This window comes from Chryseolinea soli (assembly GCF_003589925.1).
GTDB classification, from domain to species: Bacteria; Bacteroidota; Bacteroidia; order Cytophagales; family Cyclobacteriaceae; genus Chryseolinea; species Chryseolinea soli.
On the sequence record NZ_CP032382.1, the window covers coordinates 6,388,871 to 6,403,235 of the forward strand.

Annotated in this window: 17 protein-coding genes and 1 tRNA gene; 15 read left to right on the plus strand and 3 right to left on the minus strand. The window is 50.7% G+C overall.

Translation table 11 applies throughout. From position 1 onward, the window contains the following. Positions 1–16 precede the first annotated feature (16 nt). Positions 17–90 (plus strand) — tRNA-Ile (locus D4L85_RS26640). Positions 91–223: 133 nt separating this feature from the next. On the opposite strand, the gene D4L85_RS26645 is transcribed toward D4L85_RS26640, so the two are convergent. Then, positions 224–1,138 (minus strand): PD40 domain-containing protein, encoded by a 915-nt coding sequence (locus D4L85_RS26645; protein WP_119757162.1) that lies wholly within the window; start codon positions 1,136–1,138, stop codon positions 224–226. A gap of 173 nt (positions 1,139–1,311) precedes the next feature. Further along, on the minus strand, positions 1,312–1,785 hold the full coding sequence (locus D4L85_RS26650; RefSeq protein ID WP_119757163.1) for a hypothetical protein: 474 nt from the start codon (positions 1,783–1,785) through the stop codon (positions 1,312–1,314). 429 nt (positions 1,786–2,214) lie between these two features. On the opposite strand from D4L85_RS26650, the gene D4L85_RS26655 reads away from it, so the two are divergent. The 12 genes from D4L85_RS26655 to D4L85_RS26705 all read left to right on the plus strand — a co-directional run bounded on the left by D4L85_RS26655 (position 2,215) and on the right by D4L85_RS26705 (position 12,250). Next, on the plus strand, positions 2,215–3,075 hold the full coding sequence (locus D4L85_RS26655) for a heme/hemin ABC transporter substrate-binding protein (protein ID WP_119757164.1): 861 nt from the start codon (positions 2,215–2,217) through the stop codon (positions 3,073–3,075). A 7-nt stretch (positions 3,076–3,082) separates the two neighbouring features. Further along, a complete protein-coding gene (locus tag D4L85_RS26660) occupies positions 3,083–4,150 on the plus strand; it encodes a FecCD family ABC transporter permease (protein WP_119757165.1) in 1,068 nt (355 codons plus the stop codon). After that, a complete protein-coding gene (locus tag D4L85_RS26665) occupies positions 4,150–4,962 on the plus strand; it encodes a heme ABC transporter ATP-binding protein (protein ID WP_119757166.1) in 813 nt (270 codons plus the stop codon). The genes D4L85_RS26660 and D4L85_RS26665 overlap by 1 nt, the downstream gene beginning before the upstream one ends. A gap of 40 nt (positions 4,963–5,002) precedes the next feature. Beyond that, positions 5,003–6,079 (plus strand): hemin-degrading factor, encoded by a 1,077-nt coding sequence (locus D4L85_RS26670; RefSeq protein WP_119757167.1) that lies wholly within the window; start codon positions 5,003–5,005, stop codon positions 6,077–6,079. Between the two features lie 4 nt (positions 6,080–6,083). After that, positions 6,084–8,234, plus strand: coding sequence for a TonB-dependent receptor plug domain-containing protein (locus D4L85_RS26675; protein ID WP_119757168.1), 2,151 nt, complete (start codon positions 6,084–6,086; stop codon positions 8,232–8,234). A gap of 30 nt (positions 8,235–8,264) precedes the next feature. Continuing rightward, positions 8,265–8,894, plus strand: coding sequence for an HmuY family protein (locus D4L85_RS26680; RefSeq protein WP_119757169.1), 630 nt, complete (start codon positions 8,265–8,267; stop codon positions 8,892–8,894). A 46-nt stretch (positions 8,895–8,940) separates the two neighbouring features. Next, positions 8,941–9,270, plus strand: coding sequence for a DUF6686 family protein (locus tag D4L85_RS26685; RefSeq protein WP_119757170.1), 330 nt, complete (start codon positions 8,941–8,943; stop codon positions 9,268–9,270). A gap of 162 nt (positions 9,271–9,432) precedes the next feature. Next, positions 9,433–10,359 (plus strand): S1C family serine protease, encoded by a 927-nt coding sequence (locus D4L85_RS26690; protein WP_119757171.1) that lies wholly within the window; start codon positions 9,433–9,435, stop codon positions 10,357–10,359. A gap of 125 nt (positions 10,360–10,484) precedes the next feature. Further along, positions 10,485–10,658 (plus strand): hypothetical protein, encoded by a 174-nt coding sequence (locus tag D4L85_RS34525; protein ID WP_160144018.1) that lies wholly within the window; start codon positions 10,485–10,487, stop codon positions 10,656–10,658. Between the two features lie 18 nt (positions 10,659–10,676). Continuing rightward, entirely contained in the window at positions 10,677–11,090 is a 414-nt protein-coding gene (locus D4L85_RS26695; protein ID WP_228450643.1) for a DUF5655 domain-containing protein, read from the plus strand. A 182-nt stretch (positions 11,091–11,272) separates the two neighbouring features. Next, positions 11,273–11,686, plus strand: coding sequence for a hypothetical protein (locus tag D4L85_RS26700; protein WP_160144019.1), 414 nt, complete (start codon positions 11,273–11,275; stop codon positions 11,684–11,686). 96 nt (positions 11,687–11,782) lie between these two features. Next, positions 11,783–12,250 carry an NUDIX hydrolase gene (locus tag D4L85_RS26705; protein ID WP_119757173.1) on the plus strand — a complete coding sequence of 156 codons (468 nt, stop codon included), beginning with the start codon at positions 11,783–11,785 and terminating at the stop codon, positions 12,248–12,250. A 54-nt stretch (positions 12,251–12,304) separates the two neighbouring features. Here D4L85_RS26705 and D4L85_RS26710 read toward each other — a convergent pair whose 3' ends face one another. Next, the gene (locus D4L85_RS26710) at positions 12,305–12,931 is read right to left on the minus strand and encodes a MarR family winged helix-turn-helix transcriptional regulator (protein WP_119757174.1); all 627 of its coding nucleotides are present in this window, start codon (positions 12,929–12,931) and stop codon (positions 12,305–12,307) included. Positions 12,932–13,037: 106 nt separating this feature from the next. Here D4L85_RS26710 and D4L85_RS26715 point away from each other — a divergent pair, with 106 nt between their 5' ends. Both D4L85_RS26715 and D4L85_RS26720 read left to right on the plus strand, forming a co-directional pair. Next, positions 13,038–14,006 (plus strand): hypothetical protein, encoded by a 969-nt coding sequence (locus D4L85_RS26715; protein WP_119757175.1) that lies wholly within the window; start codon positions 13,038–13,040, stop codon positions 14,004–14,006. 164 nt (positions 14,007–14,170) lie between these two features. Beyond that, complete coding sequence (locus tag D4L85_RS26720; protein ID WP_119757176.1) at positions 14,171–14,353, plus strand: hypothetical protein; 183 nt, start codon at positions 14,171–14,173, stop codon at positions 14,351–14,353. The last annotated feature ends 12 nt before the right edge of the window (positions 14,354–14,365 follow it).

Consider the following 14,365-nt stretch of genomic DNA (forward strand, 5'->3'; position numbering starts at 1 on the left):
TGGCCGGTGCGGAAAGGGGCCCTTAGCTCAGCTGGTTAGAGCAATTGACTCATAATCAATAGGTCCCCGGATCGTTCCCGGGAGGGCCCACTAAAAATTTAAAGGGGAGTTGCGAATAGCAGCTCCCCTTTTTTCGTGTTTTTAGTCGAGGTGTTAAAAGCCAACCCTACAAATTTACACTACACCCCGCAATGGCATATGCCTTTGTTGTCTGGCGTATTTTCTAGTCCAAAATTGATCCCGATGGCTTAGTCGCATTTTCAATAATTGGAGTCAGTTTCCTTAATTCAAAGTCGTACGCGTAAATGGTACTTTGTCGTTCGTTTTCTTTGCTCGCGCTAAACACCAACTTGTTCTCGCCAATCATATAAAGGTCACTCGCATACATTTTTTTTGGCGAGATTCTCACGGATTCTTTAGTCTGCATGTTGACGTACAGAATCGCATAGACTGGGCCCTCTACATCATCCATCCTCTCGTCAACACCTGCATTCAAAAAGAAACTGCTTTTATCTTTTGATATCCAAAATCGATTGTCGCTTGCCAGCGCTAAATCTTCTCCTAAAGTCTCGCTGATATTTATTTTTTGAAGTTCAGCTCCGGTAAGGTCGAATTCAAAAATGTCCATTAAATCGTGGGCAATTATTGATTTACTGTCAGGCGACCAGGTAGGTTGATAAAGTCCATATCCCGGAGTTCCCTTAATTTTTGTAAATCCAGTATTGTCACTTTTGACGACACCGATCGCCCAGTCGCCATCGTCCCAGACATTAAAAGCAACGTATTTTCCGTCAGGCGACCAAACCGCGCCGTAGAAATTATCACTATCAACTTTTAATCTGACCTCTTTCATTGTCTTCAAATCAACCAGGAATATCTCTCTGGCACTACCACCATACTTAAGAAAGGTTAATCTCTTCCCATCTGGAGAAATACAAGGGTCATAGCCAGCTAATATTTGCTTCTCCGGGTCCTGTCCGAGTTTACTATAAATCACAGTGTCTCTCTGAAACACCATGAATGTCTCCATTGTCTGTTTCCCCAAAGTTTTATCAGGGGCTGAACTTCCAGTCTCAGATTTTTTTTCTGAGCACGAAATCACCAATAGCCCGATGGATAGTATTTTTAATAATCTCATTTGTCCTGAAAATATGACCAGCAACGTTGTAATAAAAGAATGTCTTAGATTTTTTTGGTTTCAATGTTAAAAGCTGGATTTGGTAGGTGGAGATTTCGATGTGGTCTGACCCAAACTTGTTTCAGCATGCTTCCAGGCCCGCGCGTAGCCAACGATAGCACCAAATGTCCTTGTTATTTTACAGGAAGACTGTCCGGCGAAGATAGGGTGGGTTTGTCAAGTTGTTTGAAGTAACGATATATCCCAAAGGTGAGTGTTGCTAAACTCATTAACCACAGCCAATAGCCAAAATTCAAACTTTTAATAGGCGCTGTCCTTCCGCTTTCTGCTGCCAGAATTCGTTGCCACATCACAAATGAAAATGCAAGAAGGGTTGCGGCCATAGAAACCTTCTTGCTTGCCTTGGCCGATCTCGCGAAAGCGAGTAGCCCAAAAAGATAGAGGGGATTGGCAAGCCAAACTATCCATTCCAAAAACCCGCCACCAAGAATGGCCAATGCGCCCATCAAAAGCACCGAGAGCGAGGAATGTGTTTTCCGGCCATCGAAGTCATCATAGGTTAGTGCGGTCTGTGTCAACGAAAGTATGTAAAGCGCCAGGCTGAGGAGTATACTATAGATTTTGACCCGTTTTAATTTCCTTTCCATGTTTTATGATCGTTCGATTCAGTTGCCCATAGGACATATCCATTCAATATAAGCACATCACTCCGTAAAATGGTCACTTGATCCGTTAAAACCTCATCTTCTGGTGTACTGTTTTCAACGCTCCGAAGCAATCAGGCCTACCGTTGTTACAACAATCACGGCCTGCTTCGTATTTTCATCGTGGTGATCAAGCTGCATGAGCTTCAAAACCAACCCTTTCCTTTACGAATTTCGCTACTCATCTCCATCGATGCATGCAATATAACATCGCTTGTTCAGGGTATCCTCGATCGACGACTCTACCCGGTTCTGAGTACAGATCCCATCCTTCCCTACCCAGCTTTCGCTTCAAAAAATTGGCTCTCACAAGCGATTGACGCAGGGTGAGCTGAGCCACTACATTTGTTTAGAATCAATCTAAACAAAAACATGAAAACGCTTTTCAGTCACGCTATAAATAACATTCTCTCTCTACTCCTACTTCTCATTTCCACCATTACCATTGCGCAGGAACGGATCATCACCGCCGGCAGTGCGCTCACGGAAACGGTATGCGCCCTCGGTGATTGTGACAAGATCATCGCTTCCGACCGCACCAGCCTCTACCCTGCTCACATCCAGCAGCTACCCTCTATAGGTTACCGCGGGGGGATCAATGCGGAGGGGATCATTAGTTTGAAGCCCACACTTATTATAGCGGAGAAGGATTATGTGGAAGACGCAGTGCTCGAACAGTTAGGGCAGAGTGGTATCAAGTTGCTGATCATCGATCGTAAACTGGAGATCGGAGAGACTAAAAAATTCATCATGCAAATCGCCGCGGCGCTGAAACGCGAGGCTGAAGGAAAAAAGCTCATTGCCAAGATCGACAGCGATTTGGCCGAAGCCAATGCTTTGTTGAAGAAAACGACTTCCCATCCGAAAGTGATCTGCATCTACAACCGCGGCACGGCCACCGTGAGCATGGCGGGCAAAAATACATTCGGCAACATTCTTTCTTATGTGGGCGCCACCAGTGCCGTGGCCGACATCGAGGGCTACAAACCCTTGAATACAGAGTCCCTGATTGCGGCCAACCCAGACTATCTCCTTATGGTGTCGACGGGATTGGAAAGTATCGGTGGCGTTGACGGCATGTTGAAAGTGCCTGGCATAGCGCAGACCACTGCCGGAATGAAACGGCAGATCGTGGCTATCGAAAGCCTGAAGCTCACCAACTTCGGTCCGCGTGTAGGCGAGGCGATAAAGGAGATCGTCGTGTTGTTGCATCCTGAGTTGCGTTCAAAATAAGCGCGTCATGAATCTTGTACTCGCTACACGTGACTATCGGACCACGCTCATCCTGGCAGGGCTAGGCCTCTGCCTGATCATGGCAACGCTTTTCTCTTTGTCGGTTGGCGCGGTGTCTATTCCTGTGAAGGATGTCGCCGTCATCCTACTTCAGAAGCTGGGGCTCTTTCGAAATGTAACCGTAGAGGGCATGCATGAAGTTGTGTTGTCGTCTATCCGGCTTCCGCGGATCATCATGACCATTCTGATCGGGGCGTCGCTGGGTGTGAGCGGGTCGGCGTTGCAAGCGTTGTTCCGGAATCCTCTGGTGGAGCCAAGCCTGATCGGTGTTTCTGGTGGCTCGGCTTCGGCGGTGGTGACGGTGATCGTTTTTGGCAGCGCATTGCCGTTGCCGGTGAATGGATGGCTGTATCATTCGCTTTTGCAATTGGTGGCGTTTGGAGGTGGTATGTTGGCCACCTTCATTGTGTTGGAGTTGAGTACTCAATTGGGTAAAACCAATATCGCTGTCCTTATTCTCACCGGTGTGGCGCTCAATGCGCTGGCCGGAGCTGTGATCGGGCTTGCTATTTTTTATGCCGATGAGAATCAACTGCGCACATTCACCTTCTGGACTTTGGGCGATTTAGGCGGCGCCACCTGGGACAAATTGCGCTTTGCTGCTCCCCTCCTGGTTACCGCGTGCGCAGGCTTATTATTCTTCGCGCCTTCACTGAACCTCTTTTCATTGGGAGAAGCCGAAGCCTACCACACCGGCGTGAATGTTGAAAGCGCCAAACGACGCATCATCATTTTTGCAGCCCTCGCGGTGGGCATCAGCGTGTCGCTTTCGGGTATCATTGGATTTGTGGGATTAGTGGTTCCGCACGTGATCCGCGTCTCCTTTCACTCCGACAACCGGTTGGTGTTGCCCGGCTCAGTTTTGGGCGGGGCTTTATTGCTGGTTTTGTCCGACGTGATCGCCCGTACGGTAGTGAGCCCTTCCGAATTGCCCATCGGCGTGGTGACGGCGCTGATCGGCGCGCCGTTTTTTATGGGATTGTTGATGAATGCCAAACGCAAACACGAACTATAATGTACCAGGCCTCCCATCTTTCGTATCGCGTTCGCGAAAAAATTCTTCTGCAAGATGTCAGCCTGGCGATTGCTCCCGGGCAGTTCACGGCCGTGGTGGGTCCCAACGGCGCGGGCAAGAGCACGTTGTTGAAGACGATGGCCCTGGAGCACACTGGTTACCACGGTGACATCGTAATCAACGGTAAGCCTGCCAAAGCTTACTCGCCGCGCGAGCTTTCCTTCGTCCGGGCGGTGTTGCCACAAAACACGACGGTGCAGTTTGCTTTCACGGTGGAACAGATCGTTTCACTGGGGCGGCATGGTCACCGGGCGTCGCGCAAAGAAAACGAGACGATCGTGGACGAAGTGATGGCCCTCACGGGAACGGATGTGTTTCGCGAGCGGAGTTATCTCACCTTATCCGGCGGCGAAAAACAGCGGGTACAATTGGCCCGGGTGCTGGTGCAGGTTTGGGAGGAGACGTTATATCCGCGGTATGTATTGTTGGACGAGCCCACCAGCAGTCTCGACATCGCCCAGCAGCAACACATTTTCAGTCTCGCAAAAAAAGTATGCGAACGCAACATCGGCGTCATGGCCATTGTGCACGACCTGAATCAGGCGGTGTTGTTTGCCGATCATCTTTACTTTCTCCGCGAAGGTAAACTCGTTGCCTCGGGTGCGGCGCAGGAAGTTTTCACAAAACCCATTATCGAGGAAACGTTTTGCTGTCGCGTCAATGTGTATCGCGATCCGTGCAACAACTGTCCCTATATCATTCCCGAGCGCGAAGTATTTGTACCGTCACATTCCCTGGTTATCGAAAAATAAAATCAAGTCTATAATAAACTCTATTTAACTCCATACTCACATGAGCACCATCATTGAAAGCAGATCATTCACCCTCAGCGAAGCCTGGAAAGGCGTTCAAAGTGCAAAACCCGGCATTCGCATTCGCGAAGCAGCAAAAGAGCTCGGCGTCAGCGAAGCCGAATTGCTGGCCACCAAACTACACGAGGGCGTGACACGCCTGCAGGGCCCCTGGCCCGAGTTGTTGACGCGTTTTAAAACCCTGGGCAAAGTGATGTCACTCACACGCAACAATGCCTGCATCCTGGAACACAAGGGTCCCTTCCAGGCCGTGAACGTTATGGGCGCCGACACCCGCGCGATGGCGACCGTGATCGGCCCCATCGAAACACGGGTATTTTTTGCCAACTGGCATTTTGCCTTTGCGGCGACGGAAGAAAAATCGGATCGCGTATTAAAAAGCATCCAGATCTTTGACAAATCCGGCGAAGCTGTTACAAAGATCTATCTCCAGGAAAAAAGCGACGAGGCAGCATACGAAAAACTAGTGGAAGAATTCCGCGCGGAAGATCAAAGCCGCGAGCTCGATGTGGAACCCTACGCTGTTGACGTTCACAACGGGCCGGCCGATCCCGAAGCGTTTTTGAAAGAGTGGAGCGAGCTGAAAGACACCCACGACTTCTTCGGTTTGCTGCGCCGCCACCAGGTGAGTCGCTATCGCGCCCTGGAGTTGGCCAGTGGCCGGTTCACGTTCCAGGTGAATGCCCGGGTGAGTCCCAAGCAAATTCTGGACAACGCCTCCATCATCAAGCTTCCCATCATGATCTTCGCCGGCAACCGCGGCAACCTGCAAATCCACCAGGGTAAAGTAAGAACGATACGTCTGCTCGATCGTGGACACACCGGCGCGGAGCAATGGCTCAACGTGCTCGATCCTGATTTCAACATGCACATGCGCATGGACCTGGTCCACACCGCCTGGGTAGTTCGCAAACCCACCACCGAAGGCGACGTGACCTCGGTGGAGCTTTTCGATAAAGAAAAGAATCTCATCGCTCAATTTTTTGGCTTGCGCAAACCCGGCATTCCGGAAAAGTCAGAGTGGCGAGCGCTTGTCAACGAACTCCCGGCCTTGTAATGCCATGACGATCTTTTCTACGCCCCCGATATTTTTGCGCTCTGTCTTTCAGAAACGGGTTCTGGCTGTCTATGGTCTGGCACTCGTGGCTTTGTTGGGAAAAACAGATGCCCGGGCACAAGACTCGCTCGCCTCACGCCAACTCGACGCCGTGGTGGTGACCGCCACCCGCAGCGAGCGCGCGTTGTCGGACTTGCCTGTGCCGGTGACGGTGATCCCGCAGCAGCAGATCAAGAACATGGGATCGCTCAGGCTCAACGACGTGCTGGCCGAACAAACCGGGCTTACCTTGGTGAGCGATCACGGCACAGGCGTACAGATGCAAGGCTTTACGCCGGAGTACACGCTCATCCTCATCGATGGAGAACCGTTGATCGGTCGCACGTCGGGAACGTTGGAGTTGAATCGCATCGCTGTGGGCAACATCCGCCAGGTGGAGATCATGAAAGGCCCCAGCTCAAGCCTGTATGGCTCCGAAGCGCTGGCGGGTGTGATCAACATCATCACCGATCGTCCATCCGGAACCAACGGAACCTTCTCGGCACGCTACGGCAGTAACCAAACGGCAGACTTTTCGGGATCACTGAATTATCAAACCAAAAAACTGGGCTTGTATGGATTTGCCAACCGCTACAGCACCGACGGTTATGATCTGTCGCCGGAAACGCAAGGCAAAACGGTCAGTCCGTTCACCAACTATACCTATCAGTTGCGTGCCGGGTATGAATTTTCGAAGCGGGTGCGGCTGTCGCTTTCGGGCCGGTATTTTACGGAAGCGCAGACGAGCATCACCGATATTGGTGCCACCGGAACGCCCGTGCTGCTGGATGGCAAGGGCAACGTCAAGGATTGGAACCTCAACCCTGTGGTGTATGTCAACGTATCCGACAAATTCAAGACCACCCTTCGTTTCTACAATTCAAAGTACAGCACCACGTCCACACTGAACTACCAATCCGACGGTGTGATGTATGACGACACGTTCTTTGATCAGACGTTCACGCGCCCGGAAGTGCAGGGCGAGTATTTCTTCAACCCAAAAAATGTGATGACCCTGGGCGTCGGCCGCATTTGGGAAAGCGTAGAGGCCACGCGGTATGATGCCAAGATGAAGTATCAGACCGATTATGCTTATGCGCAATACGAATGGCAACCCCTTACAAAGCTGAACCTGCTGATCGGCGGGCGATTTGATCATCACAGTGCCTATGGATCGCAGTTTAGTCCGAAGCTTTCGGCGCAATATGAAGTGAACCATTGGCTTGGCGTGCGCGGATCGTTTGGGATGGGCTTTAAGGCGCCGGACTTCCGCCAGCTTTACCTCAACTTTACCAACTCCACGGTGGGCTACACGGTGCTCGGCTCGCAGGAACTCGTGGCCGGCATCGCCCAACTCCAGGCGCAGGGACAGATCGACCAGATGCTGGCCGACCCCGCCTCCTTTGGCGAGATCAAAGCGGAATCGTCGCGTGCTTACAATCTTGGGTTCAAGTTGCAGCCTTACAAAAAGACCTCGGTATCGATCAATGCCTTCCGGAATGACATCAAGGACATCATCGACACCAAGCCCGTGGCGCGCAAAACCAACGGCCAATTTGTGTACAGCTACTACAACCTGGCCAAAGTGTATACGCAAGGGCTCGAGCTGGATGCCGTCCACACCGTGACGGAGGCCATGACGTTGTCGCTGGGCTATCAATACCTGGTGGCCAAAGACAAATCGGTGGTCGATGAATTGAAGGCCGGCAATGTGTATGCACGCGATCCTGAAACCAACATCACGCGCCGGGTGAAGCCGGGCGAGTATGGCGGTCTTTTCAATCGCTCGCGTCACATGGTTAACGCCAAGGCATTTTACAACCACAGCGCCACCGGCTGGAGCGCCACGCTCCGGGCCATCTACCGCGGCCGCTATGGGTTTGCCGACATGAACAACAACACCATCCTCGACGACGACAGCGAATATGTGAAGGGCTACGTCACCGTAAATGTTTCCGTAGCAAAGACCTTTCGCAAATCGCTGCGCTTGCAGGCGGGATGTGATAACCTGTTCAACTACACCGACCCGCAATACATTCCTTCCGTGCCCGGGAGACTTTTGTGGGCCAGTGTCGCCTATACATTCTCAGCAAAAGACAAATCAACAACGCATTAAAATTTTTAACCTTTAATAACCTCCACAAAAATGAACTACAAAACAAAACTAAATGTCGCACTCCTTTTTCTTGCTTCCCTTTCCATCACCGCGTGCAACGACGACGATGACAAAGAACCCGTAAAACTCACTGCCACCGAAGTGACCGATCTCAACTCGGAGAGCACCACAAAATTCACGCTCTTCAGTTTTAAGAGCAACGCTGTGGTAGCCAACACCGATAGTATTTCCACCCAATGGGACATCGGCTTCCGCGGCACCACGCTCATTCTCAACGGGGGCACCAGTGGCCCGGGTCAGGCACAAGGACAAATTGTGAGTGGCATCTTCGACGAACTCACTGAAGCACCCGAGACCGGTTTTGTCTCCGATGCCACGGCCGGAAAAGCCATCACCGGCAGCAACGGTTGGTATACCTACACAGGCACCACCAGTGTACCCAACCACGCCATTCTTCCCATCGCCGGCAAGATCATCGTGGTGAAGACGGCCGATGGCAAATATGCCAAGCTGGAGATCATCAGTTACTACAAAGGCAACCCTTCTACTACCACTGCGGAATTTGCAGACCTGGCCACGCGTCCGTTGGCCCGCTACTTCACGTTCCGTTTTATTTATCAACCGGACGGCACGCGCAATTTTGAAATGACGAACGAATAGTTATTGAGCATAAAAGATCCTCTCCCATTTTTTAAACCTCTTTCCCATGCATAGTGAATCAGACCGCGAGATCCTTGCCGAATCCGTCAATGGTTTTGTGAGCCGTTGCCCGTGTTGCCTTGAATACAATGTGGCTTACAAAACCGTGTTGCTGGTATTCGATGAAGAGGCCATGTTGCGCTTCTTCGAGTGGGTGCTCTCCTATCGCCATTCGCTCGAAAATTTCCATGTCTTTCCGCATGGCCGGCATCACATTTATTCGAGCCCCCACAGCAATCTTTTCCTGGTGTACAGCGATGCGGAATTGGACGAGCTTTCCGGCATGTTTGCCGAAGTCCAAATCCTATTGGAAGCACGAAAGCTTGTGGGACGATAGCTTGTCGGGGCATTTTGTTCTGAGGTCCAGAAATTTGTCAGGCGCGAGTCGGGATGCCCCGTACTTCTGTCATTTTGACTTTTCCCGGATTCAATAAGCAGCCAAATCTACCTCTGGCATGTACTGGACTTTTTTTTGAGGGAAGAGAAGAAAATTCTTCCTATGGATGCTTTTTCACAAACGATCATCTCGGCGGTGAACATCGCCAAGAATGCCGTGGTCAAGATCGATGTCTTCAAAACCGTTCAAGGCAAGCTTCGACCCGCAGGCTCCGGCTCCGGATTCATCTTTTCGTCGGATGGTTTTGTCTTTACAAACCACCATGTCGTACAGGGAGCAGAGAAGATCATGGTATCGCTCCTCAATGAAAATGAGATCGAGGCCACGGTCATCGGGCAAGACCCTGATACGGACCTGGCCATACTAAAAATTTACAGCGACGGCTATTCGGTGGCTGCCCTTGGCGATGCCCAGCAACTGCAAATTGGACAACTGGTCATCGCGATCGGCAATCCCTATGGCTATCAACACACCGTCACCACGGGCGTGGTTGGCGCGTTGGGGCGAACGTTGCGTTCTCAATCGGGTATGCTGGTCGATAACGTGATCCAATCCGATGCCGCGCTCAATCCGGGTAACTCCGGCGGACCGCTCATCAATACCGACGGCGAAGTGGTGGGTGTGAACACGGCCATCATCACGGGTGCTCAAGGATTGAGTTTCTCTGTGGACATTAACACAGCGAAAGAAGTAGCCAGCCAGATCATCAAGAACGGTAAGGTCTTTAAGGCGTATCTCGGTTTTATGTTGCAAGAAGTCAACATCACACCGAAAGTGCTGCGTCATTTTCATTTGCCCAATCAAAAGGGATTGTTCGTGGTGAGCATCGAACCCAACTCTCCCGCGGCGTTATCGCAGGTAAGAGAAGGCGACATCATCACCTCGTTCAACGGCAAGCCCATGAATTCGCTGCAAGAGCTTTTCAAGGAGCTTACAAAAAAGGATATTTTGAACATGGTCGATATCTCTGTGGTCCGCCACACGGAGTTGCTCAACTTTGGGATCTTTCCCGTTCAAAAGGCGGCGTAAACGCTCGCAAAACAATCCCACGAAAGGGGGCGCCTTCGCGGCCACCCATTCCGTGGGATTGTTCTTTTTTGGCTGGGAGAAGCTGGTGAAATTTCCTACCTTTCATCAAATCAAGCCCCTCTCCTATGATTTACTACAAGCTGATTTTCGGGATCATTTTTTTCTGCTCGTTTACCCTGCTACTTATCCGCACGGGAAAAAAATCGCACTATAGCTTTTTATATCTCCTGGGCCGATTGGAAATTCTGGTGGGCATCGCCGCCGGTCTGTTTCTGATCATCACCGCATTCAAGGGCTAAACAAACACGAAAGATCATATGTGGACGTGTCCCCTGTGCCAGCAAACTTTTGTTAACACCAACCAAACCCATTCTTGCGGCGACAAGGTGCTGGCCGATTTCCTGCACAACAAGTCCGAGCACACGCTGGCGTTGTTCCGTCATTTCATGGAGCAATATCAAAAAATCGGTCCCGTCACGCTGCATCCAACCAAATCCATGATCGGCCTGGCCGCAAAAACCCGGATCGCCTACGTCATCCGCCTGGGGCGCGATTTTGTGGATGTTGTGTTTCCGTTCGACAAGCCTTACGAAGAGAATTTGTGTTTTCAGAAAATAGCCCAGGTTCCGGGCACCTCACAGTACAACCACCATTTGCGCCTCTCCAGTAAGGAAGATATCAACGCCGAAGTAAAGAAGTTCATGAAGATGGCGTATACGGCGGGAAAGTGAGCAATCCGTTTTATAGACCGATCGAAGTTGATCTCGTTGTGGAAAAAAATACTCGTCTATACACCCCTGTAGAAATCGCGCACGAATTTATACTCAGTATCCTTCGATTTTAGCCTTCCTGCAATGTTTGCCTGTGGTATACCTTTTGAATACAGCTTGGCAGAACTAACTCAAAACAACTTATGAAAAAGGTATCAATTCTATTGTGCCTGCTTTGCGTCGCCTTTATGGCGGCTCTGGCACAAGAACCCGCCATCATGTTTAGCAACAAGCCCGGATGGCACAAGATCGGGGAAGTGAAAGCCGACTTTAAAATGGAAAACGAATCCATCGCGGTGATGGGCAAAGACAAATTCAAATCCATTCTCCTTAAAGTGACCGACGCGCCCATCAACATCGCCAATGTAGAGGTCATCTATGAGTCGGGCGATAAGGAGAATTTCGACGTGAAGAACGAGATGAAACCCAACTCCGAAACACGCGTGATCGACCTGAAGAGTCCCAACCAGGAGATCAAAAAAGTGGTCTTCACCTACAAGACCTTGCCGAATAGTCAAGCCGACAAGGCCCACGTGGAACTGTACGGTCTGAAATAATCTCTTGTCCCGTTTTCATGTAAAGAGGACGCGCTGTAAGGCCGTCCTCTTTTTTATGGTTGGGAATTTATTCAACTTGCTGTAAAATAAGTCGTCATGTCTCTGATCACTGCCGGAATGCTGATGTGCCGGAACGCTTCGAGTGCACTTGAATTTTTTCTTGTACACCCGGGCGGACCTTTCTTTGCACGCAAAAACGAAGGTGCCTGGAGCATTCCCAAAGGCATGCCCGACCAAACCGAAGACCTGCTCGTCGCCGCGCAACGCGAATTTTTTGAAGAGACGGGCATCACGCCGACTCCGCCGTTTCATTCTTTGAAATCTACAAATTTGAAAAGCGGCAAGATCATGCATGTGTGGTTGTTCACCGGCGATTGGGATCCGTCCAGCGGCATTGTTTCCAATACGTTCTCCCTGGAATGGCCGCCGCGATCGGGAAAACACAAAGACGTTCCCGAGGTGGACCGCGCCGAATGGATGTCCTACGAAAAGGCAAAGGAGATGATCAATCCGCACCAGGCGATTTTTTTGGACCGGGCGTGCGAATTTTATTCCAAGGCATAGTCTCCTTATCAGCTGTTGCCCGACCTATGTTAGACGTCGTCTCGTCTTTCTATCTCAAGACCGGTTTGTCTCATTCATGATGGCGGTATACATCGCGTCAAACGGTTCGTTTTTCAATTGCACCGCCAGCTGGGAATGCTTTTTCTCCTGGGGCGACAAGAGCTGACAACACAAGTCGATCGTGTCGTCGGGGAGTCCACTGAAGATCATGTCGTTTACTTTGGCGGCCTTGCGAATGCATGACTGCAGTTTGCGCGTTCCCTTTTCGGTGAGTTTCACCAGCTTGGCGCGGCCGTCGTCGGGATCGGCCCGTTCTTTTATAAAGCCTTCGGCGATGAGGGTGTTGATGGCCAGCATGCCCGTGGTGGTTTCTGCAAAGTGATATTGGATCAATGCCATCTTTTTCACTTCGCCCAATTGGTTCAAGCTGTTGAGATAGTAGAAACTATCGGGCGTGGGCAGCTGCAAGTCTGCCATCGCGGCGCGGTGATAAAGTGCATAGGCGCTGGAGAGCCGGCCAATGATGCGCGCCAACTGACCGGGCTTGTCTTTCTCTTTTTTTCCACCATCACGCGCTTTCGTCCGGGCAGCCAAATAGCTTGCAAAGGCCTCCAGCGTTGGATTTGGATGATGCTCTTCAAATTTGGACCATTCGGAAACGAGTTCGATCAGCGGCTTCATCTATTATATTTTGGGTATAATTTACTAAACAAAATATCATTTTGGTATTATTTATTACATTTCAGAAATACTTTAATGAATTTTATAACCAAAATATAATTTATTTATGAAACGCACTCCCAGCCATTCGTTCACTTTCGGAATCTATCCAGGGGGCATGAGCGGGACTGACAAGGGCCTCACCACGGGCCCGGCCGATTCGGCCCAGGCCATTGAAAACGCTTTGCGCATCCTGCAAGGTGATGTTCCCTCCTTTCTCGTTCGCGCTTATATTCCCTACAAATCAGGGCGAGCGGCCGTCCATCCCACCCCAGTTCAACCCAGTCAATACGCCAAAGAAAACCGGTTGCTGGATCTTGTACTCTGCTTTCAAAGTGATGAGGAAGACATGTCCACTTGGAAGGCCTTTATCCGCGACACGATTCGAAAGTATGGTGCACGACTGGCTAAACTCCAAGTCACCGAAGAGGCCAACGCCAACCTCCCTTCGCTGGACGGTTTTTACAAACATTCACGCAAAGCCTTAGTCGAAGGCATCGTCGCCGCCAAAGAAGAAATACAAACCCTGGGACTGCAAACGATCGTCGGTTTCAACGCCACGCCCGACTTCAACCCCGAAAAAAAATTCTGGCTCGAGATCGCTTCGCTGGCTACTCCCGCATTCTATGACGCCCTCGACTATGTTGGCTTGGACTTTTTCCCCGATGTATTCAGACCTATCGCCGGCGAAGATCTGGAAGGCCCCATCACGGGACTCATCGCCATGTTCAGGGCGGACATCGGGCAGGCTGGCATTCGCAGTACCATTCCTTTGCATATCACCGAAAACGGCTGGCCAACCCACCATGATCGCACGGAACAACGGCAGGCGGCACAGCTGGAAAAAATCATTCGTATCGTACACCGTCATCGGGAAACTTTTCACATCACGCACTACGAGCTCTTTGCCCTTCGCGATGCCGACAGTAATGTGCAGGACCTTTTCTATCAGTTCGGTATTCTGCGCGACGACTACTCACCGAAGCTGGCGTTTGAAATGTATCGCAAAATCGTCGCAGAGCTCACGATCGCGTGAGCGCAACATTTTTCGAATGTGATTTTCACTGAGGAAATTTTACCCCATTGAGGCATAATGCCGCGGGAGGTTGTCGACATCGGCTTCGGGGACGCTCTTAATCCGTGGGCGTATCTAACGGCATGAATTTTACGGTGTACTAAGCGTACCAAGCATTTACGATCATGAAAACTTCACAAAAAAACCAACCGGCGCACAACGTACACACGCCCACGCCACCGCAAGTGATGGATCCATCGCGTCACGGAAAGCAGAATAAAAATTCAAACCGGCCGAAGGATGCCAAGTCAAAAAAAATGCAGGAGGAGCTCGAAGATAGAAAGCTTGCTCCACGGGAAGAACTGTAGTCGCGACGAAGG

Coding starts and splice junctions, on each gene's coding strand:
- D4L85_RS26645 (WP_119757162.1), bottom strand. CDS start 1,138: ATGAGATTATTAAAAATACTATCCATCGGGCTATTGGTGATTTCGTGC.
- D4L85_RS26650 (WP_119757163.1), bottom strand. CDS start 1,785: ATGGAAAGGAAATTAAAACGGGTCAAAATCTATAGTATACTCCTCAGC.
- D4L85_RS26655 (WP_119757164.1), top strand. CDS start 2,215: ATGAAAACGCTTTTCAGTCACGCTATAAATAACATTCTCTCTCTACTC.
- D4L85_RS26660 (WP_119757165.1), top strand. CDS start 3,083: ATGAATCTTGTACTCGCTACACGTGACTATCGGACCACGCTCATCCTG.
- D4L85_RS26665 (WP_119757166.1), top strand. CDS start 4,150: ATGTACCAGGCCTCCCATCTTTCGTATCGCGTTCGCGAAAAAATTCTT.
- D4L85_RS26670 (WP_119757167.1), top strand. CDS start 5,003: ATGAGCACCATCATTGAAAGCAGATCATTCACCCTCAGCGAAGCCTGG.
- D4L85_RS26675 (WP_119757168.1), top strand. CDS start 6,084: ATGACGATCTTTTCTACGCCCCCGATATTTTTGCGCTCTGTCTTTCAG.
- D4L85_RS26680 (WP_119757169.1), top strand. CDS start 8,265: ATGAACTACAAAACAAAACTAAATGTCGCACTCCTTTTTCTTGCTTCC.
- D4L85_RS26685 (WP_119757170.1), top strand. CDS start 8,941: ATGCATAGTGAATCAGACCGCGAGATCCTTGCCGAATCCGTCAATGGT.
- D4L85_RS26690 (WP_119757171.1), top strand. CDS start 9,433: ATGGATGCTTTTTCACAAACGATCATCTCGGCGGTGAACATCGCCAAG.
- D4L85_RS34525 (WP_160144018.1), top strand. CDS start 10,485: ATGATTTACTACAAGCTGATTTTCGGGATCATTTTTTTCTGCTCGTTT.
- D4L85_RS26695 (WP_228450643.1), top strand. CDS start 10,677: ATGTGGACGTGTCCCCTGTGCCAGCAAACTTTTGTTAACACCAACCAA.
- D4L85_RS26700 (WP_160144019.1), top strand. CDS start 11,273: ATGAAAAAGGTATCAATTCTATTGTGCCTGCTTTGCGTCGCCTTTATG.
- D4L85_RS26705 (WP_119757173.1), top strand. CDS start 11,783: ATGTCTCTGATCACTGCCGGAATGCTGATGTGCCGGAACGCTTCGAGT.
- D4L85_RS26710 (WP_119757174.1), bottom strand. CDS start 12,931: ATGAAGCCGCTGATCGAACTCGTTTCCGAATGGTCCAAATTTGAAGAG.
- D4L85_RS26715 (WP_119757175.1), top strand. CDS start 13,038: ATGAAACGCACTCCCAGCCATTCGTTCACTTTCGGAATCTATCCAGGG.
- D4L85_RS26720 (WP_119757176.1), top strand. CDS start 14,171: ATGAAAACTTCACAAAAAAACCAACCGGCGCACAACGTACACACGCCC.